The 22,529-nt window shown below is 55.8% G+C and carries 26 protein-coding genes; 11 read left to right on the forward strand and 15 right to left on the reverse strand.

Annotated features, from left to right (window positions below; genetic code table 11):
• Window positions 1-324 carry a YnfA family protein gene (locus BM205_RS19125; RefSeq protein ID WP_092416451.1) on the reverse strand — a complete coding sequence of 108 codons (324 nt, stop codon included), beginning with the start codon at window positions 322-324 and terminating at the stop codon, window positions 1-3.
• 146 nt (window positions 325-470) lie between these two features.
• On the opposite strand from BM205_RS19125, the gene sugE reads away from it, so the two are divergent.
• Window positions 471-791: a quaternary ammonium compound efflux SMR transporter SugE gene (gene sugE / locus BM205_RS19130; RefSeq protein ID WP_092416452.1), complete on the forward strand. Its 321-nt coding sequence runs from the start codon at window positions 471-473 to the stop codon at window positions 789-791.
• A gap of 7 nt (window positions 792-798) precedes the next feature.
• Here sugE and BM205_RS19135 read toward each other — a convergent pair whose 3' ends face one another.
• Complete coding sequence (locus tag BM205_RS19135) at window positions 799-1,119, reverse strand: ribbon-helix-helix domain-containing protein (RefSeq protein ID WP_092416453.1); 321 nt, start codon at window positions 1,117-1,119, stop codon at window positions 799-801.
• 124 nt (window positions 1,120-1,243) lie between these two features.
• Window positions 1,244-1,825, reverse strand: coding sequence for a DJ-1/PfpI family protein (locus BM205_RS19140; protein WP_092416454.1), 582 nt, complete (start codon window positions 1,823-1,825; stop codon window positions 1,244-1,246).
• A gap of 232 nt (window positions 1,826-2,057) precedes the next feature.
• Here BM205_RS19140 and folE point away from each other — a divergent pair, with 232 nt between their 5' ends.
• Window positions 2,058-2,684 (forward strand): GTP cyclohydrolase I FolE, encoded by a 627-nt coding sequence (gene folE, locus BM205_RS19145; RefSeq protein WP_092416455.1) that lies wholly within the window; start codon window positions 2,058-2,060, stop codon window positions 2,682-2,684.
• A gap of 64 nt (window positions 2,685-2,748) precedes the next feature.
• Here the strand turns inward: folE and BM205_RS19150 are convergent, their stop codons facing one another.
• Both BM205_RS19150 and BM205_RS19155 read right to left on the reverse strand, forming a co-directional pair.
• A complete protein-coding gene (locus tag BM205_RS19150) occupies window positions 2,749-3,996 on the reverse strand; it encodes an MFS transporter (protein ID WP_092416456.1) in 1,248 nt (415 codons plus the stop codon).
• 149 nt (window positions 3,997-4,145) lie between these two features.
• Window positions 4,146-5,054: a LysR family transcriptional regulator gene (locus BM205_RS19155; RefSeq protein WP_092416457.1), complete on the reverse strand. Its 909-nt coding sequence runs from the start codon at window positions 5,052-5,054 to the stop codon at window positions 4,146-4,148.
• A 129-nt stretch (window positions 5,055-5,183) separates the two neighbouring features.
• On the opposite strand from BM205_RS19155, the gene BM205_RS19160 reads away from it, so the two are divergent.
• The 3 genes from BM205_RS19160 (at window position 5,184) to BM205_RS19170 (ending at window position 9,992) form a co-directional block, all read left to right on the forward strand.
• On the forward strand, window positions 5,184-6,068 hold the full coding sequence (locus tag BM205_RS19160) for an MBL fold metallo-hydrolase (protein WP_092416458.1): 885 nt from the start codon (window positions 5,184-5,186) through the stop codon (window positions 6,066-6,068).
• A 116-nt stretch (window positions 6,069-6,184) separates the two neighbouring features.
• Window positions 6,185-6,781 (forward strand): DsbA family protein, encoded by a 597-nt coding sequence (locus BM205_RS19165; RefSeq protein WP_254783965.1) that lies wholly within the window; start codon window positions 6,185-6,187, stop codon window positions 6,779-6,781.
• Between the two features lie 385 nt (window positions 6,782-7,166).
• Window positions 7,167-9,992 (forward strand): autotransporter serine protease, encoded by a 2,826-nt coding sequence (locus tag BM205_RS19170; protein ID WP_092416460.1) that lies wholly within the window; start codon window positions 7,167-7,169, stop codon window positions 9,990-9,992.
• Window positions 9,993-10,119: 127 nt separating this feature from the next.
• On the opposite strand, the gene BM205_RS19175 is transcribed toward BM205_RS19170, so the two are convergent.
• On the reverse strand, window positions 10,120-11,280 hold the full coding sequence (locus BM205_RS19175) for a saccharopine dehydrogenase family protein (protein ID WP_092416461.1): 1,161 nt from the start codon (window positions 11,278-11,280) through the stop codon (window positions 10,120-10,122).
• 181 nt (window positions 11,281-11,461) lie between these two features.
• On the opposite strand from BM205_RS19175, the gene BM205_RS19180 reads away from it, so the two are divergent.
• Window positions 11,462-11,908, forward strand: a complete 447-nt coding sequence (locus BM205_RS19180; protein ID WP_092416462.1) for an Lrp/AsnC family transcriptional regulator — start codon at window positions 11,462-11,464, stop codon at window positions 11,906-11,908.
• A gap of 210 nt (window positions 11,909-12,118) precedes the next feature.
• A complete protein-coding gene (locus tag BM205_RS19185) occupies window positions 12,119-12,589 on the forward strand; it encodes an SRPBCC family protein (protein ID WP_092416498.1) in 471 nt (156 codons plus the stop codon).
• Between the two features lie 58 nt (window positions 12,590-12,647).
• Here BM205_RS19185 and arsH read toward each other — a convergent pair whose 3' ends face one another.
• Genes arsH through BM205_RS19205 form a run of 4 tightly spaced genes read right to left on the reverse strand, consistent with a single transcriptional unit; the run spans window position 12,648 to window position 15,237 of the window.
• Window positions 12,648-13,385 carry an arsenical resistance protein ArsH gene (arsH, locus tag BM205_RS19190; RefSeq protein ID WP_139227323.1) on the reverse strand — a complete coding sequence of 246 codons (738 nt, stop codon included), beginning with the start codon at window positions 13,383-13,385 and terminating at the stop codon, window positions 12,648-12,650.
• A complete protein-coding gene (arsC, locus tag BM205_RS19195) occupies window positions 13,351-13,782 on the reverse strand; it encodes an arsenate reductase (glutaredoxin) (RefSeq protein ID WP_092416464.1) in 432 nt (143 codons plus the stop codon). The genes arsH and arsC overlap by 35 nt, the downstream gene beginning before the upstream one ends.
• Window positions 13,783-13,814: 32 nt before the next feature.
• The gene (arsB, locus tag BM205_RS19200; protein ID WP_092416465.1) at window positions 13,815-14,885 is read right to left on the reverse strand and encodes an ACR3 family arsenite efflux transporter; all 1,071 of its coding nucleotides are present in this window, start codon (window positions 14,883-14,885) and stop codon (window positions 13,815-13,817) included.
• 22 nt (window positions 14,886-14,907) lie between these two features.
• On the reverse strand, window positions 14,908-15,237 hold the full coding sequence (locus tag BM205_RS19205) for an ArsR/SmtB family transcription factor (protein WP_092416466.1): 330 nt from the start codon (window positions 15,235-15,237) through the stop codon (window positions 14,908-14,910).
• Window positions 15,238-15,716: 479 nt separating this feature from the next.
• Between BM205_RS19205 and BM205_RS19210 the strand changes: the two genes are divergently transcribed.
• Window positions 15,717-16,124, forward strand: a complete 408-nt coding sequence (locus BM205_RS19210) for a VOC family protein (RefSeq protein ID WP_092416467.1) — start codon at window positions 15,717-15,719, stop codon at window positions 16,122-16,124.
• 40 nt (window positions 16,125-16,164) lie between these two features.
• Here BM205_RS19210 and BM205_RS19215 read toward each other — a convergent pair whose 3' ends face one another.
• The 4 genes from BM205_RS19215 to BM205_RS19230 are packed head-to-tail and all read right to left on the reverse strand — an operon-like array spanning window position 16,165 to window position 18,240.
• The gene (locus tag BM205_RS19215) at window positions 16,165-17,145 is read right to left on the reverse strand and encodes a CE1 family esterase (protein WP_092416468.1); all 981 of its coding nucleotides are present in this window, start codon (window positions 17,143-17,145) and stop codon (window positions 16,165-16,167) included.
• Window positions 17,142-17,579, reverse strand: coding sequence for a hypothetical protein (locus tag BM205_RS19220; RefSeq protein WP_092416469.1), 438 nt, complete (start codon window positions 17,577-17,579; stop codon window positions 17,142-17,144). The genes BM205_RS19215 and BM205_RS19220 overlap by 4 nt, the downstream gene beginning before the upstream one ends.
• A 59-nt stretch (window positions 17,580-17,638) precedes the next feature.
• A complete protein-coding gene (locus BM205_RS19225) occupies window positions 17,639-17,896 on the reverse strand; it encodes a hypothetical protein (RefSeq protein WP_092416470.1) in 258 nt (85 codons plus the stop codon).
• 8 nt (window positions 17,897-17,904) lie between these two features.
• A complete protein-coding gene (locus tag BM205_RS19230; protein ID WP_092416499.1) occupies window positions 17,905-18,240 on the reverse strand; it encodes an ArsR/SmtB family transcription factor in 336 nt (111 codons plus the stop codon).
• Window positions 18,241-18,658: 418 nt separating this feature from the next.
• Here BM205_RS19230 and BM205_RS19235 point away from each other — a divergent pair, with 418 nt between their 5' ends.
• On the forward strand, window positions 18,659-19,408 hold the full coding sequence (locus BM205_RS19235; RefSeq protein WP_092416471.1) for a Mut7-C RNAse domain-containing protein: 750 nt from the start codon (window positions 18,659-18,661) through the stop codon (window positions 19,406-19,408).
• 62 nt (window positions 19,409-19,470) lie between these two features.
• Window positions 19,471-19,875 (forward strand): cupin domain-containing protein, encoded by a 405-nt coding sequence (locus BM205_RS19240; protein ID WP_254783962.1) that lies wholly within the window; start codon window positions 19,471-19,473, stop codon window positions 19,873-19,875.
• Window positions 19,876-19,912: 37 nt separating this feature from the next.
• Here the strand turns inward: BM205_RS19240 and BM205_RS19245 are convergent, their stop codons facing one another.
• Window positions 19,913-20,794, reverse strand: a complete 882-nt coding sequence (locus BM205_RS19245; RefSeq protein ID WP_092416472.1) for a LysR family transcriptional regulator — start codon at window positions 20,792-20,794, stop codon at window positions 19,913-19,915.
• Window positions 20,795-20,946: 152 nt separating this feature from the next.
• Here BM205_RS19245 and BM205_RS19250 point away from each other — a divergent pair, with 152 nt between their 5' ends.
• Window positions 20,947-22,506 (forward strand): MFS transporter, encoded by a 1,560-nt coding sequence (locus BM205_RS19250; RefSeq protein WP_092416473.1) that lies wholly within the window; start codon window positions 20,947-20,949, stop codon window positions 22,504-22,506.
• Window positions 22,507-22,529 lie beyond the last annotated feature (23 nt).

Genomic DNA, 22,529 nt, shown 5'->3' on the forward strand with positions numbered 1-22,529 from the left:
TCAGGTGCGTGCACCCAGGGCGATCACCGCTGCGCCCGTCAACGCCAGCCCCGCGCCCAGCAGATCGGTCCACCTCGGGCTGACGCCATCGACGCCCCATAGCCAGAAAATCGCGGTGGCGATGTACACCGCGCCATAAGCGGCATACACGCGGCCGCTGGCAGCTGGATGCAGCGTCAATAGCCAGACGAAGGCCATCAAGCTGACTGCGGCCGGTAGCAATAGCCACGCCGAGCCCTTGTTGTTCAACCATAACATCGGCAGGTAGCAGCCGAGCAGCTCGGCGATGGCGGTCAGCAGGAACAGGCCAAGGGTTTTTGTCATGACAGGGTGTAAAAGAAGCCGGGAAGAGTAGGGTAGCAGCAAGAACCAATATAATGTTGCTATTATTACTCTAGCGTTACCCCAGTACCGGGACGCCCCGGCGCTGCATTCCATCCGGGGACGCCCCCATTTTTTCTGGAGCTCGCATGGCCTGGATCATTCTCTTTCTTGCCGGCTTAGCTGAAATTGTCTGGGCTGTCGGCCTGAAATATTCCGAAGGTTTTACACGTGTCTGGCCTTCTGTAATTACCTGCGTCGGCATGGCCATCAGCATCTGGCTACTGGCGCTGGCGATGCGTACCTTACCACTCGGCACTGCCTATGCGGTATGGACTGGCATCGGCGCCGTCGGTTCGTTTATTGCCGGTATCTTGCTGCTGGGCGAGACGGTCAGCGCGGCCCGCATCGCCAGCGTCAGCCTGATCGTGCTGGGTTTGATCGGGTTGAAGTTGTCAACAGCAAGCTGAAAATTGCTTAGGCGGCAGCGTTGATTTTATTGGGTGAACTGACTATTTTTGTTTCGAATCCTGCGTGGGTTTTCAGGGCCTGGTAACGCAGGCAGGTGACGCGCAGGAACGAAGCGAAATTACTGGCCTCGCCGAAATGCGTGGTGACTTCTTCGTGCAGTTTTGCGATCAGCTGGTTGGTGGTCAAATCGTTATCTGCGGCCAGTTCCGCCAGGGTTTGCCAAAACAGGTTTTCCAGCTTGATGGTCGTGATGACGCCCATGATGCGTACCGAACGGGCGCGCGATTCATATAGTATGGGATCGGCCTGGGCATAAATCTGACACATCGAACACCTCGCTTCTTGAATATTTCTTGACCAACACGCACATAAGCACGCACATAAGCACGCATATAAGCACGCACATAAGCACATTGTACGACCGGTCTTGCGGCCGGCCGCACAACGTCCATCATAACTCTATGCGTGTCCCCAGTGCAGCCAGGAACAGCGCCAGCCAGGCCGGGTGTGCCGGCCATGCCGGTGCAGTAACCAGATTGCCGTCGCGATGGGCGGCCGTCACATCGATTTCTGCGTATTTGCCGCCGGCCAGTTTTACTTCCGGCGCACAGGCCGGATAGGCGGAGCAGGTTTTTCCTTCCAGCACGCCAGCCGCCGCTAGCAGTTGCGGGCCGTGGCAGACGGCGGCAATCGGCTTGTCTGCCGCGTGGAACTGCTGGACGATTTCGATCACACGCGGATTCAGGCGCAGGTATTCGGGTGCCCGCCCGCCCGGGATCAGCAAGGCGTCGTAGCGGCTGACATCGACATCGCTGAATGCAGCATTCAGGGTAAAGTTGTGGCCGGGCTTTTCACTATAGGTCTGGTCGCCTTCGAAGTCATGGATGGCGGTGCGGATCTGGGCGCCGGCGGCTTTGTCGGGGCACACCACGTCGACCTGGTGGCCAACCATCTGAAGCGCCTGGAACGGCACCATCAATTCATAATCTTCAACGTAATCGCCAGCGAGAATCAGGATTTTCTTTGCGCTCATGATGGATCTTTCCGTGAGGTTGGTGGGGTAGGGAAGTCGAGTATGGGACTGTAAAAATTTGTCTGGTAATAGCCAGTTATTACCAGCGCAGGTTTCGATGCTGCGCTGCGCAATTCACCGGCTTTAATGAATGCAATGCAGTAATGCGATAGCTGAATTACACTGTCGGCATCAGCCGCAATGTGCAGCTGCACAATGGCAAGCTAGAATTTTTTTTAGAAAAGGTAAACAGATGGCCTCAAAAGATCCAGTGCCGGCGGTAGCGGTCAACGCCTTGTCAGAACGTCCAAGCCGTGCCGAGGCGGAATCGGCGATTCGTACCTTGTTGCGCTGGGCCGGAGATGATCCGGACCGGGAAGGTTTGCTGGATACGCCGGCGCGCGTGGCGCGGGCTTATGAAGAGTTTTTTGCCGGATACAGCAAGGACCCGGTGGAAATTCTGTCGACCACGTTTTCAGAAGTTGAAGGTTACGACGAAATGGTGGTGTTGACCGATATCCGTTTCGAGAGCCATTGCGAACATCACATGGCGCCCATCATCGGCAAAGCGCACGTTGCTTATCTGCCGGATCGTCGTGTGGTCGGCATTTCCAAGCTGGCGCGACTGGTCGATATTTTCGCCAAGCGTTTGCAGATCCAGGAAAAAATGACGGTGCAGATTGCTGATACCTTGCAGCAAGTATTGTTACCGAAAGGTGTGGCAGTAGTGATCGAGGCATCGCACGGCTGCATGACGACGCGCGGCATCCACAAGCCGGGCACTAGCCTGGTTACCAGCCGCATGCTGGGCGCATTCCGCGACGATCCGTCGACGCGGCGCGAGTTCATGAGCATCATCAGCCAAAAGCGCAACGGGTAAATCGCGCTTGTTCGCCCTTTGGTTACGGTGCTCCGGCTGACGTCGGAGCACATTCCTGCAATATTCAGATCAGCGGCCCGGAGTCGTCTTTCTCTTCGCGCCCGGTTACGCGGGCCAGCATGGCGCGTGCCACCACGCTGCGCGACAGATACCAATACAGCGCAATCACCGCAAGCGAAAACAACGCAAAACCCAGCATGCCAGCGTATAGGTAAAACACCTTGTACAGCTCGATGCCGACGCCGTACAGAGTCATGTTGATCATCCCCATGGTAGCCGCGACGGTGGCTTTCGAGACCGCGCTTTCGGTCAACGTGAAACGGATCATGACGGCGGCCGACAAACCTTCGCCGAAGGCGATCACGCTGATCGCCGCCACCAGGAAGTAGGGTTTGTCGAGGAACGCCGCGCCCAACAGCATGATGAGAATACCCACGGCGATCGGATACATGGCCAGCTTGATCGAGCTGCCCAGGCGCCAGCGGTCGACTTGCCGCGCCAACACCAGGTTACCGGCAATTAAACAGGCAAACACCGGGATTTGCCAGTAACCGTATTCGATCACGCTCAGATGGCCGTCGGCTACCAGAATTTCGGGCGACATGGCGATCCAGCCAATCAGCGGAATTGCCAGTAAAGGCATGCACATCGCGGCTTTCAGAAAATGGCGGTTGCCAACCACTGCGCGGTAGTCGTGCCAGATCTGCATTAGCGGCAATTTCTCTTTGCGTTGCTTGACGGTTTCAGGCATATGCCGTGCCAGGCCGATCAGGGCGATAAAGGCAATCGCAGCGATGAACACAAACACCATGCGCCACGGCAGGACCTCAATCATGAAAGCACCCGCCACCGGGCCGATCAGCGGTGCAATCAACGCCACATTGGCCATCAGCGCAGTGACCCGGATCGCGGCTTTTTCTTCAAACGCTTCTTGCACCACGGCATAGCCGACCGAAGAAATGAAGCACAAACCCATGCCCTGCAATACGCGCAAGACGATGAAACTCTCGATGCTTTGGGAGAAGAGCGTCGCCAGGCAGGCCAGGATGAAAAAGATGGTGCCGCCCAACATCACGGGACGGCGTCCGATACGGTCCGAGAGCGGTCCGAACAGCCATTGGAAGATCGCGCCGCCGACCAGGAATGCGGTCATGGCCGACGCCATCCAGGCGGCGCTGGCGCCGAATTCCCGGGTGACCGTCAGCATGCCGGGCTGAATCATGTCGTTGGCGATGTACACCGAAAACTCAAACAGGACCAGAGCTAGCGGGAACATCAGGGTATTACGGGTAAGCGTGGAGATTTTTTGCATTTTTTTTGTTTTACTGGGTGAAGCGGTGACAATTGCGGCATTGGTTAACGCGCGTGCGGTATATGCCCTGTGGGTGTCACGGACGAGTTTGCTTGATTAATTTGCGCAAATAAGTTGCGTGAATAATTTGCTTGAATAACTTACGTAATTCAAACGACTGGTGTCGCCCAGTCGCTGTCTGCGCTGAATTCCTCGACCAGAAAATCGAGCATGGCGCGCAGGATGGCAGGCATTTGGCGGCGCGAAGCGTAGACGCCGTAAATGCTCATTTCGCGCGGTTGGTATTCTCCGAGCAGCGGGCGTAGTTTATCACTACGCAGCAATTCCGTGGCCGCATACACAGGTTGCAGAGTGATTCCGGCGCCATGGACCGCAGCTTCCAGCAGCACCGACGATTCGTTGGCGCTCATGTTGCCGCCCACCGGCACCGCGACCGGTACGCCGTCTTTCTCGAATTCCCACAGGCTTTTGCCGAAGTAGGAATACGTCAGGCAGTTATGCAAGGCCAGGTCTTCTGCCGTTTTCGGCGTGCCATGCTCTTTCAGATAGGCCGGCGATGCGCATACCACCGAGCGGCACACCGCCAGTTTGCGCGCGATCAGATTGGGATCGAGTGCATTGGTGATACGGATCGCCAGATCGACCCGCTCCTCAATCAGATTCACAGTCCGGTCGACCATCAGCATATCTACCGCGGTGCCGGGATAGCGTTTCAGGAAGCGCGTCAGCACCGGCGCCAGGTAGGCTTGTCCGAGGGACATGCTGCAAGTCAGCCTGAGCGTGCCGCGCGGCGTATCTTCGGGCGTTGTCGCGGATGCCTGGATATCGCTGGCCATGCCCAGCATCTGACGGCAGCGCGGCAGGGTATCGCTGCCGGCCGATGTCAGGCTCAATTTGCGCGTGGTGCGATGGAGCAGGCGGGCGCCTACCCACGCTTCCAGTTCGGCCAGATAACGCGACACCATGGCGCGCGACATGTCGAGTTTGTCGGCGGCGGCGGTCAGGCTGCCCTGATCCGCTACCTCGACGAATACTTGCATTGCGATAAGTCTATCCATGATTTTCTCGACGCATTTGATCGACGTATTTGCTCGATTTTTGCAACAAACTGATCGCCATTATGGGGTTTTTCGCATCGTTTTTGGCAACTATGATGATGGTTCTTTCACCTCCCCCTGGAGATATCGATGTTTACAAGCAATTTAATCCGCTCGTTGCTGGCAACCGCCACGGGCCTGATGATCGCCGGCGCGGCTGCAGCAGCACCGCAACCTTTGAAGCTGGAAGTTTATAATCCCGGCGCCAACGGCATTTTCCCGGTGTCTTCCGAGCTGATTACCGGCGCCACCGACGCCATCGTGATCGATGCTCAGTTCGATCGCGCCAATGCCGGCCAATTGCTGAAAAAGATCCAGGGCAGCGGCAAGAAACTGACTACGATCTACATCAGCCACGGCGACCCTGACTATTACTTCGGCCTTGAAGTGTTGAAGGAAGCCTATCCGGACGCCAGGATCCTGGCGCCAGCGCCTGTGATCGCGCACATCAAGGCCACCATGCAGGCCAAACTGGCATTCTGGGGACCTAAGCTGGGCGTCAACGCGCCCAAGCAGTTGATCGTGCCGGAGCCATTGCAAGGTAATACGCTGACGTTGGAAGGGCGCAAGCTGGAAGTGATCGGCCTGGACGGCGCTAGCCCGGATCGCACTTTCGTCTGGATTCCCTCTTTGAAAGCAGTAGTTGGCGGCGTACTGGTAGTGGGCAACGAACACGTGTGGACTGCCGATACCCAGACCCTGGATTCGCGCCAGCAATGGATCAAAATGCTGGATAAGATTGCCGCTTTACATCCGAAGGTAGTGGTGCCAGGACATTTCAGGGCAGGTGCACCGCAAAACATCGAATCGGTGCGCTTTACCAAAAACTACCTGAAGACTTATGAAATGGAAACCGTCAAAGCCAAAGATTCCGCCGCCTTGATCGACGCGATGAAAAGGCAGTATCCGAATCTGGATGGTTTGTCCTCGCTGGAAATTGGCGCCAAAGTGAGTAAAGGAGAAATGAAATGGTAGAGAACCATGATTGCGGCGACAGCAATTGTCCACTTCCCGGCGTAGCTGTAAAGGACGCGGAAAAATCGGCCGCAGTTGCCGCGAAGGGCACAGTGTTGCATTACATTTACGATCCGATGTGCGGTTGGTGTTACGGCGCAGCACCTTTGCTGCAGGCCGCCCGCGAGGTCGACGGCCTGACGATCGGATTGCACGGCGGCGGCATGATGACCGGCAGCAATCGCAAACAGGTCAGCACGCAATTGCGCAACTACGTGATGCAGCATGATCATCGGATTGCGGCGATGACCGGCCAGCAATTCGGCGACGATTATTTTAACGGCCTGTTGCTCGACACCACGGCGGTACTGGACTCCGAGCCGCCGACCATGGCGATCCTGGCAGCCGAAGCAATCGCAGGGCGCGGCCTGGATATGCTGGCGCGGATACAGGCTGCGCATTACGTGCAAGGCTTGCGGGTTGCCGAACCTGCGGTGTTGCGCAATCTGGCAGCTGAGATTGGTCTGGAGCCAGCGCTCTTCTACAGCAAATTTGCCGAGCTTGAGGGCGCTGCCACCCAGGCCCACATTGCCGCCAGCCGTGCCTTGCTGGCGCGTGTCGGTGGACAGGGTTTTCCTACCTTTGTGTTGCAGCGTGGAACGCAAATCGAGATGCTGGATACTGGCCGTTTCTTTGGTCAGGCGGAGGCCTGGAAAGCGCTCCTGGGCACCTGACGGGCACCTGGCTCAGGTCCGTGGTTTATGGAATTTTCTCCCTCGGAAAGCCCGCTATAAAGCGGGCTTTCCTTATTTTGGAATCCGCTGTCTCATGCAGTCGTTGTAGTTCCGTATGGAAATATTTATAAAAATCAATTTGTTGTTATTTTGTAGTTATTTAATGCTAACTAGTCGTTATATAACGCTAAGATTATCAATTTCCGTGATGCTGTTTAGCAACATCAACGCCTTTTTTTTGCGTTTCATGACACCTTTGTATTGTATCGGCCAAGTGCCGACGGTAAGGTTGCAAGCAATTTTCAACTAAGTAATTTGACGTAAAACACGGGGCGCCCAATTGTCCTGGATAAGTGTTTGCTGCAAGTTAATACCGAGTAAAAGTATGAATCGCAAACATGCAGGTCGTTTTCCCTTATCAGTTGTTTCCATAGCAGTATTGAGCATGCTGGCGGCGTGCGGCGGCGGTGGCGGTGGTTCTTCCAGCCCCGGCGACAATACCCAGCAGCCGGTGCCAACCACCACCACGCCGAATCCTCCAGCCGCCGCACCGCAAAGCGCTGCTTCGGCACTTAATCCTGCCGACCCCAGCAACGCCGCCAGCGCCCATGCGCGCGGCATCGTCGGCGCCGGCGTGTTGGTGGCACTTGTCGATACGGACTTTAACGTTGCCGATCCGGAATTTGCCGGACGCCTGACCAAAACCGTGTACAACAGCGGCGGCGCGGGTAATCTGCACGGCAGCGAAGTGGCAGAAGCGCTTGGCGGAACCAGCTATGGTGTGGCGCCGCAGGTCAGCATGCTGGGCGCCGCAGTCGGCACCGGCGGTGACAACGTTTCTTTCAACAGCTCAACCTATCAGGATTTGTACAACAAGGGTGCGCGCATCTTTAACCAGTCGAACGCCTTCGGTTCGATTGCGACGCCAGGTAACAACGGCCCGACTTTCTACAATATTTATCAACCGTTCGTGGCGCAAGGCAGCCTGTTTATATGGGCCGCCGGCAACGATGGCAGCGCCCATCCCAGCCTGACTGCAGGCTTGCCCGCCTTGTATCCGGACCTGCAAAAAGGCTGGATCACCGTGGTGGCGGTGAACGCCGCCGGCGGCGCGCAAGGATACTCCAGCAGCGACACTACGCCGGGCGTGCTTTCCAGCTATTCGAACCGTTGCGGGGAAGCCGCCAACTGGTGCCTTGCGGCACCGGGCGATTTTATCTCTGCCACGGCCGGCGGCCGGGTCTACGGTACCTCGTTCGCCACGCCAGCGGTCACCGGTGCAGCTGCGTTGGTGCAGCAAGCCTTTCCATGGATGAGCGCCGACCAGATTCGGCAAACCATCTTGTCGACAGCGACCAGCATGGGCGATACAGCCACTTATGGCTGGGGTTTGCTGAATGCCAGCAAAGCGGCCAACGGCCCGGCCTTGTTTGATACGCGGCTGACGCTGGGCGGCAACTTCGTCGCCAAGTTCGACTCTGTCAGTTCTACCTTTGGCAACGATATCGGCGGCAATTCTGGCCTGCTGAAAGATGGCAGCGGCACTTTGACCCTGGCTGGCAATAACACCTACAGCGGCGCCAGTGAAGTACTGAAAGGCACGCTAAATGTGACCGGATCGGTTGCCACTTCGGTCACCATCGACAGTGCCGGTATCTTGTCCGGCGACGGCGGCCGCATCGGTGGCAGCGTGGCCAACTACGGTCGTCTCAGCAATACCGGCAATGGCATGACGATTGCAGGCAACTACACGGCGTCGGCCAGCTCGGTGCTGGCTAATCAATTCAATTCGACCTTGACTGTAGGGGGTAACGCTACCCTGGGTAATTCGCATCTGGTCGCTACCACGCCGGTTGGCAGCAGCGATCCGTCGGGCTATGTGGCGCAGCAAGTGGGCGTCAAAGGCAAGGTGCTGACTGCCGCCAACGGCGTATCCGGCCAATTCCAGAATGTCTCGTTCGAACATGACGGCACGGCTTTTAATCCGGGTACCTTCTTGAGCGCGTCGCTTGCTTACACTGCCAATGAGGTCGACCTGACTATCGCGCGTAACGATGTCAACGCGGTTGCCGCGCAGTCGTTTGCAGCTGATCCTACCCGTAGCAATAGTGCCGCCAATGTCGAGCAAGGACTGAAGGCAGCCGATGCCATGGTCGCCAGCGGCAACACTGGCAGCAACAACAATGCTTTCCTTACTAGCGCCGCAGCGCTGCAACGCACTCCGGATATCGCTGCCGCGGCACAAGTGCTGGACAGTTTATCGGGCCAGATTTATGCCTCGTCGCAGGCGCTGACTTTCCAGCAATCGCAAGCTATCAATCGCGACTTGTCGAACCGCTTGTCGTTGCTGGCCAGCCCGGTGTCCGGTAATACCAAAGCCGGCTTGTGGGCCAGCGTGATCGGCGCTACCGGCAAGCTGGGTGAATCGGGATATGCGTCTGCCGACACTTCAACCTGGGGCGGACAATTCGGTTTTGACACGCATCTGAATGACAAGGCGATTGTCGGAGCGGCGCTGTCCTATTCGGAAAGCAAGGCCAGCTTCGATCGAAACACCGGTACCGCAAACAGTCAGAATACCGGCTTGTCCATGTATGGCCGCTACGCGCTCAGCAATGACGGTATCTATGTTTCCGGTCGCGCCGGGGTCGCCAGCATTACCAGCAAAATCAATCGCACTGCAATCCTCGGCACTGAAGTGGACAGCCTGTCCGGCAACCACACGGACAGCATGATATCTGCCTATGCAGAAACCGGCTACGTGCGCAATCTGTCGGTAACATCGACGTTGACGCCGTTTGCCGGCATCAGCTACGACCGCCTCAAGCGCGGCGGTTTTACCGAAGCTGGCAGTCCGTTCGGCCTGACCGCCGGCAGCAGCGCATATCAGCAGACCGCGAGCGTGCTGGGTTTGCGTGGCGACGCCAAACTCGACTGGCTAGGTGGCGTCACCAACTTGCAAGCCTACGCTGCCTGGCAGCATGGCTTCAATGACGGCAAGCTGGATTTCAATGCCGCCTTCGTGGGCGCGCCGGCAGCCGGCTTTACGGTGCAAGGTATCGGCCTGCCGCGCAATAGCGGCTGGGCTGGCATTGGTATCTCGAGTGCGCTGGCGAAGAATTGGAGCTGGTACGCCAATTACGACGCCCAGTTTGGCAAGGGTGGGCTGGTCAACAACGTATTTTCGGCAGGCATGCGCAAAGCGTTTTGATGAATCTGTATCGATTGTGATCAGCGATGATCGCGATGGTGTTTAAACAAACGGCCTCGGCCTGTATAGCTCGTAAGAGTTATACAGGCCGTTTTGCAATGAAACGGATTTTGCTACAGGTTACAACTTATGCAACCGCTTTCAATTTATTGAAATCGGTATTGCTGGCCGGTGCGAAACCGCCATGGGCAGGTGCGTGGCTAGCATAGTACTGGCCGAAGCGGTTGGCCAGGAAATCTGTCAACGTGGCTTGCTCTTGCCGCACAAAACCGCTTTGCGGCAAGACGCCGGTCACCACCAGATCAACCATGGCGCAGATGCCGGCTGCGGTAGTCAGCTGGATCGCCGACAGCAACTGGCCGTTGACGTGCTGGCTATAGATTTTCTTGGCATAGGTTTCTTGCTCAAGACGGCCATCGCGCATGCCGCTGACGCTGACGAAGGTCAGCACCACATCCTGCTTGGTGATCGGGATAGAGGTTTCCAGCACTTCCTTCAGGATCGGACGGCGTTCCAGCTTGCCCAGTTGCAGGTCACGCACAAGGATCTTGATGATGTCGCGATGGCCGGGATAACGCACGGTCTTGTAATCCAGGTTCTGCACCCGGTCGCGCAGGCTTTCGCACAAAGTGCCCAGGCCGCCCGAAGTGTTGAATGCCTCGTAATCGACGCCGTCGAGCGAGAAATGTTCCAGCTCTTCCAGTGGCGAAGTTTCGCGCAGGACGCCGTCGACAATCGCTTCGCAAGGATTGCAGTACTCGTTGATCAGGCCGTCGGTACTCCAGGTCAGATTGTATTTGAGCGCATTGCTAGGATAGGTCGGCAACGCGCCGACGCGCATCTTCACATCGTGCAATTGCTCGAAGCGGCTTGCCACATCGTTCGCCACAATCGAAATGAAGCCTGGCGCCAGGCCGCATTGCGGCACAAAGGCGGTGTTTGAATCAAGCGCCAGCGATTTGACGAAGCGGGTGCTTTCGACATCTTCGGTTAAATCGAAATAATGCGACTTAGCCGCTTTGGCAGCAGCGGCGATGACCGGCGTCAGGAAATATGGACAGGCCGATAGCGTCACATCATGGCCGCTGATCAACTTGGTCACCGTCGGCGCGTGAGAAATATCGGCCAGAATCGTGGTGACGTTGGGAAAGCCGGCTTGCTTTACATACTCCAGCCGTTGCGGATCGCGGTCGGCCACTGTCAAGATGTAATCGCCAGTGTGGGACAACAGGTTAAGAATGGCATCGCCGATTTTGCCGGCGCCTAAAAGTATCAGTTTGGTAGTCATGTCGTTGCTCACGTTGGTGTTTTAGTCAATGCTGCAGTTCTGCTGAAGCAATTGTAAATTCAAGCGAAGTCAGATAATAGAGTGTAAATAGTCGTCAATATGTATAATAACGATACGTTTTGACGAAAATTAAAGATTAAATGTCGCGATGGTAGATAAGTGAGAGAGAAATGAGAGAGACATGAGAGATAAGCTTGACGAAGTCGACCACAAAATCCTGGCATTGCTGATGGATGATGCCCGACTCTCCATGGCCACCATTGCGAAGCGGGTAGGCATCGCCAGGACCACTGCGATAGCCCGTCTGGCGGCGATGGAAAAGAAGGGCGTGATCGCCGGTTACGGCGTGCGCCTCGATCTGGAGTTATACCAGCCGGCAGTGCGTGCTTACGTCGGTATCTCCATCGATTCCCGCAATGCGCCGCTGTTGGTGCAGCAGCTGCAAACAATGTCGCAGGTGGAAACCTTGTGCGCGGTGAGCGGCGTGATCGACTATATGCTGACCCTGCGCTGCCAGTCCACCGATGAGCTTGACCGTTTGCTGGACCAGATCGGCGCGATGGAAGGGGTAAGGCACACCTCGACTTCGATCATCCTCAGCAAGCGTATCGATCGCGGGCCGATTTGATTCCCCGGGAGATATGTGTTTTATATATAACTGTTATGCGAATAATAAAGCAGACATGCATGCTGCACTGCCATATAGTTACACCTGTCTCCTCCAACACCTCCTAAGGTTTGGATTCAACCCGCTACCGCAAGGTCTGGCGGGTTTTTTTTTGCCCGACTCCATTCCCCCTGCTTGCGCTAATATGCGCTCAGGAGGCGATACATGGATATGAATAAATCTACGGATCGGATTGAAACAGCGATTGTGCTCAAAGCCGCACGTTCGCGGGTCTGGCGTGCGTTATCGAATGCGGAGCAATTCGGCGACTGGTTCGGGGTGGCGCTAAAGGGAAAAACCTTCGCCGCCGGACAAACGGTCCGGGGACAAATTTCTCATACCGGTTACGAGCATCTGGTCTGGGAAGTCGTGATAGAACGCATGGTACCCGAGGAATTGCTGTCCTTCCGCTGGCATCCTTACGCGATTGACAGCGCCGTCGATTATTCGCAAGAACCGACCACGCTAGTCGTCTTCGAACTGACGGCTGTCGAGGAGGGTACCTTGCTGCGCGTGGTCGAATCCGGGTTTGACAATATCCCGGCGGAGCGGCGCCAGGAAGCGTTTCGCATGAACAGCAGCGGCTGGGAAGCGCAGATGAAGAATATCGAGAAATATGTCGCTGCAGCCGTTACATGGTAACGCTGCATTGAAGCAGGTGTCGTTGCAAATTCGGGCTGCAAAATTCAGCGCATGTTCTCTAGATCGACTTTTGATTTACCCGCTTGCTTAACTGCTCCGCACTTTCCTTGCGTTCACTGTAACGGTCCGTCAGGAATCCGGATACATCACGCGTCAGCAAAGTAAACTTATACAGCTCTTCCATCACATCTACCACCCGCTCGTAGTAAGACGAAGGCTTCATGCGGCCGTTGTCGTCAAATTCCAGGAACGCCTTGGCGACCGAGGATTGATTCGGGATTGTGATCATCCGCATCCAGCGCCCCAATATGCGCATCTGGTTGAGGGCATTGAAGGATTGCGAGCCGCCGGAGACTTCCATGACGGCTAGCGTTTTACCTTGGGTTGGCCGTACCGCGCCTACCGATAACGGGATCCAGTCGATTTGCGCTTTCATTATGCCGGTCATGGCGCCATGCCGTTCGGGCGAGGTCCAAACCATGCCTTCGGCCCATGCGGCCAGCTCGCGCAACTCTTGCACTTTGGGATGAGTATCGGGTTCACCATCCGGTAACGGCAATCCTCGCGGATCGAAAATCCTGACTTCGCCACCCATCGCTTGCAGCAGGCGGGCGGCTTCCATCGTCAAAAAGCGGCTATAGGATTTTTCACGTAGCGAGCCATACAGCAATAGGAAACGCGGCGCATGGGTGGCGCGTGCGACGTTGGAAAAATCGGTCGCTAGTGGTGGATGAAATAATTCGGCGTCGAGGTTCGGTAAATCAAGCAGATGGTGTGACACGCTGTCCCTCCGCATTGATCACGACTTCACCGTCTTCTTTAATGAACGCGCCGCGTTGCGCATGGGGCAGGATCTCCAGTACCAGTTCAGATGGCCGGCAAAGGCGCGTGCCTATGGCTGTCACGACAAAGGGGCGGTTGATCAAGATCGGATGCGCCAGCATCGCATCCAATAACTGTTCGTCGCTCAAGCCCTGATCGTCCAGGCCCAGTTCGGCATAAGGAGTCCCTTTCTCGCGTATCGCCGCGCGCACAGTAAGACCAGCATCGCGGATCAGTTGTTGCAGCGTGCTGCGCGAAGGCGGACGCTGAAGATATTCGATAACTTCCGGTTCGTCGCCAGAGTTCCGGATCAGGGCCAGGGTATTGCGCGATGTGCCGCAGGCCGGGTTGTGATAAATCGTGATGGTCATGATGGTATTCCTTGTAGTCAGGGAAGTGGTTGTCAGTGCCCGGCTTCGTACCAGCCGCGGCTGCGGTTCACGATGCCGACCACCAGCAACATGGCCGGGACTTCGATCAGCACGCCAACCACAGTGGCGAGCGCGGCGCCGGATTTGAAACCGAACAAACTGATCGCCGCTGCCACCGCCAACTCGAAAAAATTGGATGCGCCTATCAACGCAGACGGACCGGCGATCGAATGTTTTTCACCAACCACTCTGTTGAGCCAGTAAGCCAGCGCCGAGTTGAAGAACACTTGTATCAGGATCGGAATCGCCAGCAGCGCGATGACCAATGGCTGCTCGACGATGGCGTCGCCCTGGAACGCAAACAACAAAATCAAAGTCAGCAACAGCGCCGAGATGGACCACGGCTGGATGCTGTGCATCGTTGCATCAAATGCCGCCTGGCCCCGGCGCAGCAATGCTTTACGCCATAGCTGGGCGATAATGACGGGAACCACGATATACAACACCACCGAAGTCAGCAGCGTCGCCCACGGCACCACGATGCTCGATACGCCCAGCAGCAGCGCCACCAGCGGCGCGAAAGCGAAGATCATGATCAGGTCGTTGATGGCCACTTGCGACAAGGTGAAATAAGGATCGCCGCCGGTCAGCCGGCTCCACACGAAAACCATCGCGGTGCATGGCGCAGCGGCCAGCAGGATCAGCCCGGCGACATAGGAATCGAGTTGCGCGGCCGGCAGATAGGGCGCGAACCAGTGGCGTATGAATAACCAGCCGAGCAAGGCCATCGAGAATGGCTTGACCGCCCAGTTGATGAACAAAGTAACGCCGAAGCCGCGCGCATGTCCCTTCACCTGATGCCATGCGGCGAAGTCGATCTTGAGCAGCATCGGAATAATCATTACCCAGATCAGCAAGCCAACCGGCAGATTCACCTTGGCGATCTCCAGGCCGCCGATTGTTTTTACGCTATGTGGAAACGCTTGTCCCAGCAATACGCCGATTACGATGCACAAGGCTACCCAGATTGTCAGGTAGCGTTCAAATACACTTAGCGAGGCAGTTTCGGTGCGCTGACCGATGACTTTGGTTGGGGTGGACATGGGTAAATTCCGTGTGTTGATCTCAAGCTGTCTGAGGGCAGCAAACTGCAGCTGGCGTACAGACGGCATTGCCGCTGCAGCAGTTTTCAGTCAGGAAGCCGATCAGGCCATTCATGGTGTCGAAATTGGCCGAGTAAATGACAAAGCGTCCTTCATGGCGAGAGCTCACCAATTGCGCATGCGAAAGCTCTTTCAGATGGAACGACAAGGAAGAGGGGGAAATGGACAACTGCTCACCGATTTTGCTGGCAGCCATGCCGTCAGGGCCGACCTGGACCAGCAGGCGGAAAACCGCGAGGCGGGATTCTTGCGCTAGTGCTGCAAGCGCGGTGATCATATTCTTGGATTCCATGGGTGGTCCTAACTATTCAATATTTCAATAGTAATTGAAATATTGAATAGATTCAAATGGTCGTTTAAATTGCTGGAGCAAAGTCAGATTCGAATGTCGGCTCGCAAAATGGCTAAGAGCGCAATAACACCTCTACCACGATGCAGATCGGTATGTTACCTTTTGGCAATATAAATCATATGCCGGTCAATTTATCAGATAGAGCTAAAAATGAGTTTTCATGCACAAATCTGGGTTCATCCATTTGATTGTGAGGTAATTAACATGGCATCCGTTACCCATGTAGAGACGGTCGTTTCCTGTACGTCGTCTGAAGCACTCCAGCAAGTCGTAAAGATGGGACTGAAGGACGGTCTGACCTCGACTTTGGCGCGTCTGGACGAGTTTCTTTTAACCCTAAACTAAGAATTGAAAGAACCCCATCCGATGTCGACGCCAAAACACAATCCCAAAGTTGATGCCTATGCTGAAAAGAAATTATGTTTGACCACGTTAAATTCGGAGTCAGTGACTATGCAGCGAGCAAAGCATTCTTTCTCAAGGCGCTCGAACCGCTCGGCGTAGCTATTGATACGGACTGGCCGCAGACCTGCGGCGTCGAGCTGATTGGCCCAACGAGTAAGGCTTCATTGTGTCTGTACCAAACCGAAGAGAAACCGGCGCGTCTTCACTTAGCGTTCGCGGCCAAGAATCGCCAGCAAGTGGATGCTTTCTATCGCGCAGCTCTTGAGGCAGGTGGCAAAGATAATGGTGCGCCTGGTCTACGCCCGCGCTATCACGCGAACTACTATGCAGCTTTTGTCATTGGTCCGGACGGACACAACATCGAAGTGGTTTGCCAAGAATACGACGAAGAGTCTGCCGGCCTGGCCATGCTGCCGCGCTGATTTGCAGGAACAACACCAACGCCGCTCCGCGCGTAACTGCTCATGGCTGCTGCCGTGCGAAGAAGTCCCAGATCATCGCCGGTCCATTTGGATTCATCGGCGATGGGCCGAGTAGGCGCGGACGGCGCCAGTATGGCTGCGGCATCCCGTGTCCGCCGCCGTGAACGGTAACCAGTTCGACTTCTACTTTGGCGTTCTTATGCCAGTCGAGCAATTCGACGCCGACGCCATCGGTCATTGCGCTCCGGTTCGCCGCAGGCACGCCAGCGAGCTGGTTGAGTTCCGCAAAATATTGACCGGAATCGTGCGATGAACGCACCTTTCCGCCTTTGAAGAACAAGCCGAACAGGCTGGACTCCCCGCCATTGAACGGGACCAGCGGATCCTTGGTGCCGTTCATGATCATCACCGATGTGCCTTGCCCCGCTGGCTTGCATTTGAAATTTTCCGGCGTGTGCACATTGGCCGATACCGCAGCGACCGCGCGAAATCGGGCCGGTGACTCAACTGCGAGGCGGATCGACATGAAGCCGCCGGACGAAACGCCGGTCGCAAACACCCGATGCGGATCGGCGCCGATGTCGGTGATGAGCCGGTCGACGACGGCGTCCAGAAAGCCGACGTCATCGACCTCGTGTCCGTTCACGCTGAAGTCGCCGACCTTGCTGCAATCGTCCCAGTCGAAGCTGTACGAATCGGGATAGACGACGGCGAAGCCATGTTGATCGGCAAGGCGCTCGAATCCATACCCGGACTCGATCCGAATTTGCGCGCCGTCCTGGCCCGAGCCGTGCATCACCAATACCAGCGGCGCACCTTTCGGTAGCCCGCGTGGCACATAGCTCAGGTATGTGCGCTTGAGGCCGCCAACGTCAATCACCCCCTTGCTCAGCGTGCCCGACAGCTGAGGAACAAGCGGCTCGGGTGAATAAACGAAGTAGCCAAACAGCGCGCCGCACAGGGCGACGACGCCGACCAGGCTCACCAGGCAATAGGCGAGAAATCGCAACACGCGCTTCATTGCGCAGCTTCAACCGTCCGACCGGAAAAAGGCGGACTCCAGGGATCCGCTGACTTCAACACGTAGTGCTTGTACACATAGCGCCACGGCATGGTGAGGTAGACCAGCACGACGAACGAGCAATTGACGATCGCACTCATTTGCGGCGCGTCGATATGACCCGACAAGATCTGCGGCAGCGCGACAATGCTCAGCCAGATAGTCTTCCAAAGTGCTTCCCACAGCAGAATCGGAAGCATTTGAAGTGGATAGCGCAAACCCAGGGCGCAGAGCAGCGAAAACGCGGCGAGCATGCAGGAAACCGTGCCCTCCATGAACTCCCAATGCTGACTCTCGTGGATGATGCCAGGCCAGACGAGCAGGCAGAGTCCGGCGACGATAAACAGGTACAGCGCTCTGAGCACATAAAGGCGAAACGACGAGACTTCGTTCATTCTGACTACTCCTGATTGCCGACGGGCAGCGTAGGTTGGAAAAGAGGACTTCTATTGACTTACTCGACTTCCTTGAGAATTTTTTCGAGCGCCCCGAGCCGGGCCTGAATGTCCGCCAGCGCCCGACTGGACGAGGCGAGTGCCGCGACCGTCTCGGCCTGGGCTGAGGCGGCCTTGGCGGCGAGTTCGCGGTAGGCCTCGTCTTGCCCGAGGCGCACCCTGGCCTGCAGGACTGCGGACACGTATTTCATGAAAAACACAATCACAACGGCGGCAGCCGGGAAGAAGAACGCCGCAAAAAAAACATTTTCAGACATGATTACCTCTACGTTTCAGGGTTGGTTTTCAGGGATTTCGCCGCCTCGGCAATGACCGGGGGCGAGAGTTCAAATGTGAAACTGTTCACTTCAAAATAGTTGAGCGCCTTGCCATCGTCGGACAGTTCAAGCCGGCTGCTGACCAGGCCGGCCGCCTCGAGCTTCTGAAGGTGCAGGTGCAGCAAGGGACGACTGATGCCAATTTCGCGCGCGAGCTGACTGACGTAATTGCGCCCATTTGTGGCTAGCAAGGCAATGATGCGCAACCTGTGCGGATTGTCCAGCGCGGCCAGGATTGCCAGCAACTGGTCACCGGAGAGTGATGAATGTGTTTTCTCTTTCATGTGTAAAGAATATATTACACGTATCAGAAAGTAAAGCACATTGTTGATTGATTGTGTCAAATTTGCCATGCACGTGTGACTTAAAGCATTGGATTGCAACGAATGCGGTTTTTACGCTTATTCGGCGATACCAGGCCCGCTGGCGAATGAAGTCGGTCGCGCTGACTTTTTCCGAGTTTACGGACACCCTAGCTATCCTAATGTACCGGGCTAACCTGCAAATCCAGCGAGCGCCTTCCGCCGCCGCCGAGCAGTCAAGTTGAGCATCCACTTTCTCGATGCTCGAAAGACGGCAACGGGTCGTGAGCAGCGATTCATCAGTTCAGGAGCAGTTGCTTCCTGTTCCTGCAACGAACGTGCAACACCGTGACTCGTCCGGGAATTCATCTATGATTACGGATACCAATGGACGCGCGACATGGTTACCGCAACATTTCGTTTCTACGAGGAATTAAATACGTTCCTGCCCAGCGAACGGCGCAAGCGCGCGTTTGATGTCGTATCCGCTCGTGCTGCCTCCACCAAGCACATGATCGAGGCGCTAGGGGTACCGCACACCGAGGTCGAGCTGGTGCTAGTCAATGGCGAGACTGTCGATTTCGACCGACTGCTGCGGGACGGCGACCGCGTTTCCGTTTATCCCAAATTTGAAACACTCGATATCACGCCGCTGTTGCGCGTGCGCGACCATCCATTGCGCACGAACCGCTTCATCGCCGACGCACATCTGGGTGGCCTGGCTCATCTGTTGCGCATGGCTGGCTTCGACACGCTTTACGACAATAATTTCCTCGATAGCGTGATTGCTTCCATCGCGGAAAAAGAGGCGCGGATCGTACTCACCCGCGACCGTGAACTCCTCAAGCGTCGCATCATCACGCATGGCTGTTATGTGCACGCGCTCAAGCCGGCACAACAATTGAAGGAAATCTTCGAGCGCCTGGACCTGGCGCGCAGCGCGCGGCCCTTCACATTATGCTTGCAGTGCAACGCACCTTTGCGGAGCATCGAAAAAGCACTGGTGGAAGAGCGGTTGCCGCCGAAGGTGCGCGCACATTTTGATCGATTCAGCACATGCGATCTCTGCCAGCGTGTGTTTTGGGAGGGGACGCACTGGCGAAGCATGCAAGCGTTGCTGGCCGAACTCATGGTGACAAAACGATCCTGATCCTTGACTTGCGGACGCCATCGCCTACCTTGTCATAACAAGCAAACCCACGGAGGAGAGACATGATGAGTGCAATTCGACCGGTATTGCTACTTGCTGCGAGCCTGTTGGCGGCACAGCTTGGCGCGGATGTGTATGCCCAAGACTCAACAACGCGAACAGAATTGAAGCGCGCGGATCTGACTGGCGCGCCCGGCATGGAAGTAATCAGCTCGATTATCGAAATCAAGCCTGGAACCGAATCCCCGAAGCATTTGCATCATGGTGTCGAATCGGGCTACGTGCTTCAGGGAACGATGATTCAACCCCCCGGGAAGGAACCTGTGATGCTGGAAACCGGAACGCCTATTCTGAATCTTCGAGACGTTCCTCATGCCGGCTTCAAGGTTGTCGGAGACAAGTCGCTCAAGCTCTTTACCGTTCATGTCGTCGATAAAGACAAACCCCTATACGATTATGTGAAATAGTGGCGCGTGCCATGTTTGCTCCGTTTGGGCCGGGCTTCTAGGTATTCCCAAGAGACCATGCCGGCGCTGCGACCGGTTCCGGCATGTTCAAGACCAACTGGCCAAACTCAAGGGCTGCAGGTGTCTTGCCGCTGCCGCTCCAGATCAGAGCGAAATCGGCATTCGGTAACGTCGGCAAGCCGTATTCACCGTCGACGATTTTCATTCCCGGTTCCAGATCGTCGCGCGTCAGCACGGTGACTGCCAGTCCTCCCAACACAGCTGCGCGCAGACCCTGCTGGCTCGGCGATGTGAAAACCACGTGCCATTCGACCGCCGTGCGGTCCAGCGCGGTGATGCCGGCCTGGCGGTAGATGCATGGCGCCGGAAAGAACGCTAACGGCAGAGACGCGCCGTCTGGTTTCTCGAATATTTCGGCGGCAACCCAAACCAGTTGCGTTTGCCGAACTACTGTACCGTCCTCGCTTTTCGGCACCGATATCACCACTGCCAGATCCAGTTCGTTGGCGTCGACCATCGCGCGTAAATCGAGATTCATGGTGACATGCACGTCGAGCCGCACTGCGGGAAACGCGCGGGCGAACTGGCACAAGAGCGGCGGCAACCGCTCACCCATGAAATTTTCCGGCACGCCGAATCGCACTACGCCCGACACCGGCGACGGCCGAAAGCGTCTGGCCATGGCATCGAGCGTATGCAGAATCTGTTCCGCGTAGCGCAGGAAATCTTCGCCGTCCTCGGTCAGGGTCAGCTTGCGTGTCGTCCGATGCAATAGCGGGCGGCCGGTCTGTTCTTCAAGTCGCCGGATTTGATGGCTGATCGCAGATTGCGTCAGGTGCAGCTGTTGCGCCGCGCGGGTGAATCCCCCGGTTTCGTTGACTGCGACAAAGGCGCGCAGGAGTGTCGGATCGAAGTCCATAGCCTTTGATAAATGATGATTATTAATGAATGACAGGAAATTAAATCATTTCTATCATAGAGGAAATTCACCCACAATGTTTCCCATGATCCAATCCAGCGGTGCTGGCAGCGCTACCGGATTGCCAAAACTAAACGTGGAAAGAACTTGCAATGACCCTCTCTCACTCAAGTAAAAATAGAATTGCGTTGGCGGCCGTCTGCCTGACCGCGCTGATGTTCGGCCTTGAAATTTCCAGCGTACCGGTGATATTGCCTACCCTTGAAAAGGTATTGCATGGCAATTTCAAAGACATGCAATGGATCATGAATGCCTACACGATTGCCTGTACTACAGTGCTGATGGCCGCAGGAACGCTGGCTGACCGATATGGCCGAAAGCGCATCTTCGTTATCAGCCTGGCCTTGTTCGGTATCACATCCTTGCTTTGCGGTCTGGCGCAAGACGCGCCGGTTTTGATCGTCAGCCGCTTCCTGCAAGGCATGAGTGGCGGCGCGATGTTGATTTGCCTGACCGCTGTTCTTTCGCATCAGTTCCAAGAGGGAGTGGAACGTAGTAAAGCTTTTGCCGTATGGGGAGTTGTGTTCGGTGTCGGCCTGGGTTTCGGACCGATCATCGGCGGCATGATCGTTGTTTTATCCAGCTGGCATTGGGTGTTCCTGGTTCATGTTCCGCTCACCGTCCTGACGCTGATGCTGGTGTTTAGCAGCGTGGACGAATCCAGCGATCCTCATGCGAAGAAACTGGACATCCTGGGCATCGTCACCTTGTCGATGTCGGTATTCGGCCTGACCTACTTTATTACGCAGGGACCCGATCTCGGCTTCACCAGTAACGCCGCCGTCGGCATCCTGGTTGCTACGGCAACAGGTTTCATCATTTTCATATTCGTGGAAAAAATCAATCCTCATCCGATGTTTGATTTTTCAGTGTTCAGGATACGCAAATTTTCAGGCGCGATCATCGGTTCCATCGGTATGAATTTCAGTTTTTGGCCATTCATGATTTATTTGCCGATTTATTTCCAAAGCGGCCTCGGCTACGACATCGTAACGGCTGGATTGTCTTTGCTGGCTTATACGCTTCCTACCTTGGTGATTCCGCCTTTGGCAGAACGTCTTTCGCTCCGCTATCAGCCACGCATTGTGATTCCTTTGGGGCTGTTCACGATCGGCCTGGGCTTTATCTTGCTCAAGTACGGCAGTGCCGCTGACCATGCCAGCTGGCTGACCATGCTTCCCGGTTCCCTGCTGGCTGGTATGGGATTAGGGTTGACCAACACGCCTGTGACCAACACAACCACCGGTTCGGTTCCGACTAACCGCGCCGGGATGGCTTCGGGCATAGACATGAGTGCCAGATTGATTTCATTGGCCATCAACATCGCCCTGATGGGTTTCATCCTGCTGGAAGGAATCCTGTCTTCTTTAGAGAGTGCTTTTCCGGAATTCCCCGATACTTTGCAGTTGCGTTCTTTGGCCAAAAAAATAGCATCGGGAAGCTTCACATCTCTCAAGCAGGATTTTCCGGAGCTGTTCTCTTTGGATTCGTCCGGAACGATTGTCCATGCAGCTCTTATGCATGGTTTTGGTTTGGTGATGCTGTACGGAGGCATTGGTGTTTGGGTGTTGGCCGCGATCAGTTTTATGATCTTTGGTCCTGAGAAGGCGTTGTCTAACAAAATCGGCAGGAAAATTACAGAGTCCCTGTGATCGTCGACGTTCGAGTATAAATG

The sequence above is a fragment of the Collimonas sp. OK307 genome (assembly GCF_900113705.1).
Lineage (GTDB): Bacteria > Pseudomonadota > Gammaproteobacteria > Burkholderiales > Burkholderiaceae_D > Collimonas.

What these genes read in the sequence shown, in the direction of transcription:
- BM205_RS19125 (WP_092416451.1), bottom strand. Translation starts at nt 324, where the DNA reads ATGACAAAAACCCTTGGCCTGTTCCTGCTGACCGCCATCGCCGAGCTG.
- sugE (WP_092416452.1), top strand. Translation starts at nt 471, where the DNA reads ATGGCCTGGATCATTCTCTTTCTTGCCGGCTTAGCTGAAATTGTCTGG.
- BM205_RS19135 (WP_092416453.1), bottom strand. Translation starts at nt 1,119, where the DNA reads ATGTGTCAGATTTATGCCCAGGCCGATCCCATACTATATGAATCGCGC.
- BM205_RS19140 (WP_092416454.1), bottom strand. Translation starts at nt 1,825, where the DNA reads ATGAGCGCAAAGAAAATCCTGATTCTCGCTGGCGATTACGTTGAAGAT.
- folE (WP_092416455.1), top strand. Translation starts at nt 2,058, where the DNA reads ATGGCCTCAAAAGATCCAGTGCCGGCGGTAGCGGTCAACGCCTTGTCA.
- BM205_RS19150 (WP_092416456.1), bottom strand. Translation starts at nt 3,996, where the DNA reads ATGCAAAAAATCTCCACGCTTACCCGTAATACCCTGATGTTCCCGCTA.
- BM205_RS19155 (WP_092416457.1), bottom strand. Translation starts at nt 5,054, where the DNA reads ATGGATAGACTTATCGCAATGCAAGTATTCGTCGAGGTAGCGGATCAG.
- BM205_RS19160 (WP_092416458.1), top strand. Translation starts at nt 5,184, where the DNA reads ATGTTTACAAGCAATTTAATCCGCTCGTTGCTGGCAACCGCCACGGGC.
- BM205_RS19165 (WP_254783965.1), top strand. Translation starts at nt 6,185, where the DNA reads ATGTGCGGTTGGTGTTACGGCGCAGCACCTTTGCTGCAGGCCGCCCGC.
- BM205_RS19170 (WP_092416460.1), top strand. Translation starts at nt 7,167, where the DNA reads ATGAATCGCAAACATGCAGGTCGTTTTCCCTTATCAGTTGTTTCCATA.
- BM205_RS19175 (WP_092416461.1), bottom strand. Translation starts at nt 11,280, where the DNA reads ATGACTACCAAACTGATACTTTTAGGCGCCGGCAAAATCGGCGATGCC.
- BM205_RS19180 (WP_092416462.1), top strand. Translation starts at nt 11,462, where the DNA reads ATGAGAGATAAGCTTGACGAAGTCGACCACAAAATCCTGGCATTGCTG.
- BM205_RS19185 (WP_092416498.1), top strand. Translation starts at nt 12,119, where the DNA reads ATGAATAAATCTACGGATCGGATTGAAACAGCGATTGTGCTCAAAGCC.
- arsH (WP_139227323.1), bottom strand. Translation starts at nt 13,385, where the DNA reads ATGCGGAGGGACAGCGTGTCACACCATCTGCTTGATTTACCGAACCTC.
- arsC (WP_092416464.1), bottom strand. Translation starts at nt 13,782, where the DNA reads ATGACCATCACGATTTATCACAACCCGGCCTGCGGCACATCGCGCAAT.
- arsB (WP_092416465.1), bottom strand. Translation starts at nt 14,885, where the DNA reads ATGTCCACCCCAACCAAAGTCATCGGTCAGCGCACCGAAACTGCCTCG.
- BM205_RS19205 (WP_092416466.1), bottom strand. Translation starts at nt 15,237, where the DNA reads ATGGAATCCAAGAATATGATCACCGCGCTTGCAGCACTAGCGCAAGAA.
- BM205_RS19210 (WP_092416467.1), top strand. Translation starts at nt 15,717, where the DNA reads ATGTTTGACCACGTTAAATTCGGAGTCAGTGACTATGCAGCGAGCAAA.
- BM205_RS19215 (WP_092416468.1), bottom strand. Translation starts at nt 17,145, where the DNA reads ATGAAGCGCGTGTTGCGATTTCTCGCCTATTGCCTGGTGAGCCTGGTC.
- BM205_RS19220 (WP_092416469.1), bottom strand. Translation starts at nt 17,579, where the DNA reads ATGAACGAAGTCTCGTCGTTTCGCCTTTATGTGCTCAGAGCGCTGTAC.
- BM205_RS19225 (WP_092416470.1), bottom strand. Translation starts at nt 17,896, where the DNA reads ATGTCTGAAAATGTTTTTTTTGCGGCGTTCTTCTTCCCGGCTGCCGCC.
- BM205_RS19230 (WP_092416499.1), bottom strand. Translation starts at nt 18,240, where the DNA reads ATGAAAGAGAAAACACATTCATCACTCTCCGGTGACCAGTTGCTGGCA.
- BM205_RS19235 (WP_092416471.1), top strand. Translation starts at nt 18,659, where the DNA reads ATGGTTACCGCAACATTTCGTTTCTACGAGGAATTAAATACGTTCCTG.
- BM205_RS19240 (WP_254783962.1), top strand. Translation starts at nt 19,471, where the DNA reads ATGATGAGTGCAATTCGACCGGTATTGCTACTTGCTGCGAGCCTGTTG.
- BM205_RS19245 (WP_092416472.1), bottom strand. Translation starts at nt 20,794, where the DNA reads ATGGACTTCGATCCGACACTCCTGCGCGCCTTTGTCGCAGTCAACGAA.
- BM205_RS19250 (WP_092416473.1), top strand. Translation starts at nt 20,947, where the DNA reads ATGACCCTCTCTCACTCAAGTAAAAATAGAATTGCGTTGGCGGCCGTC.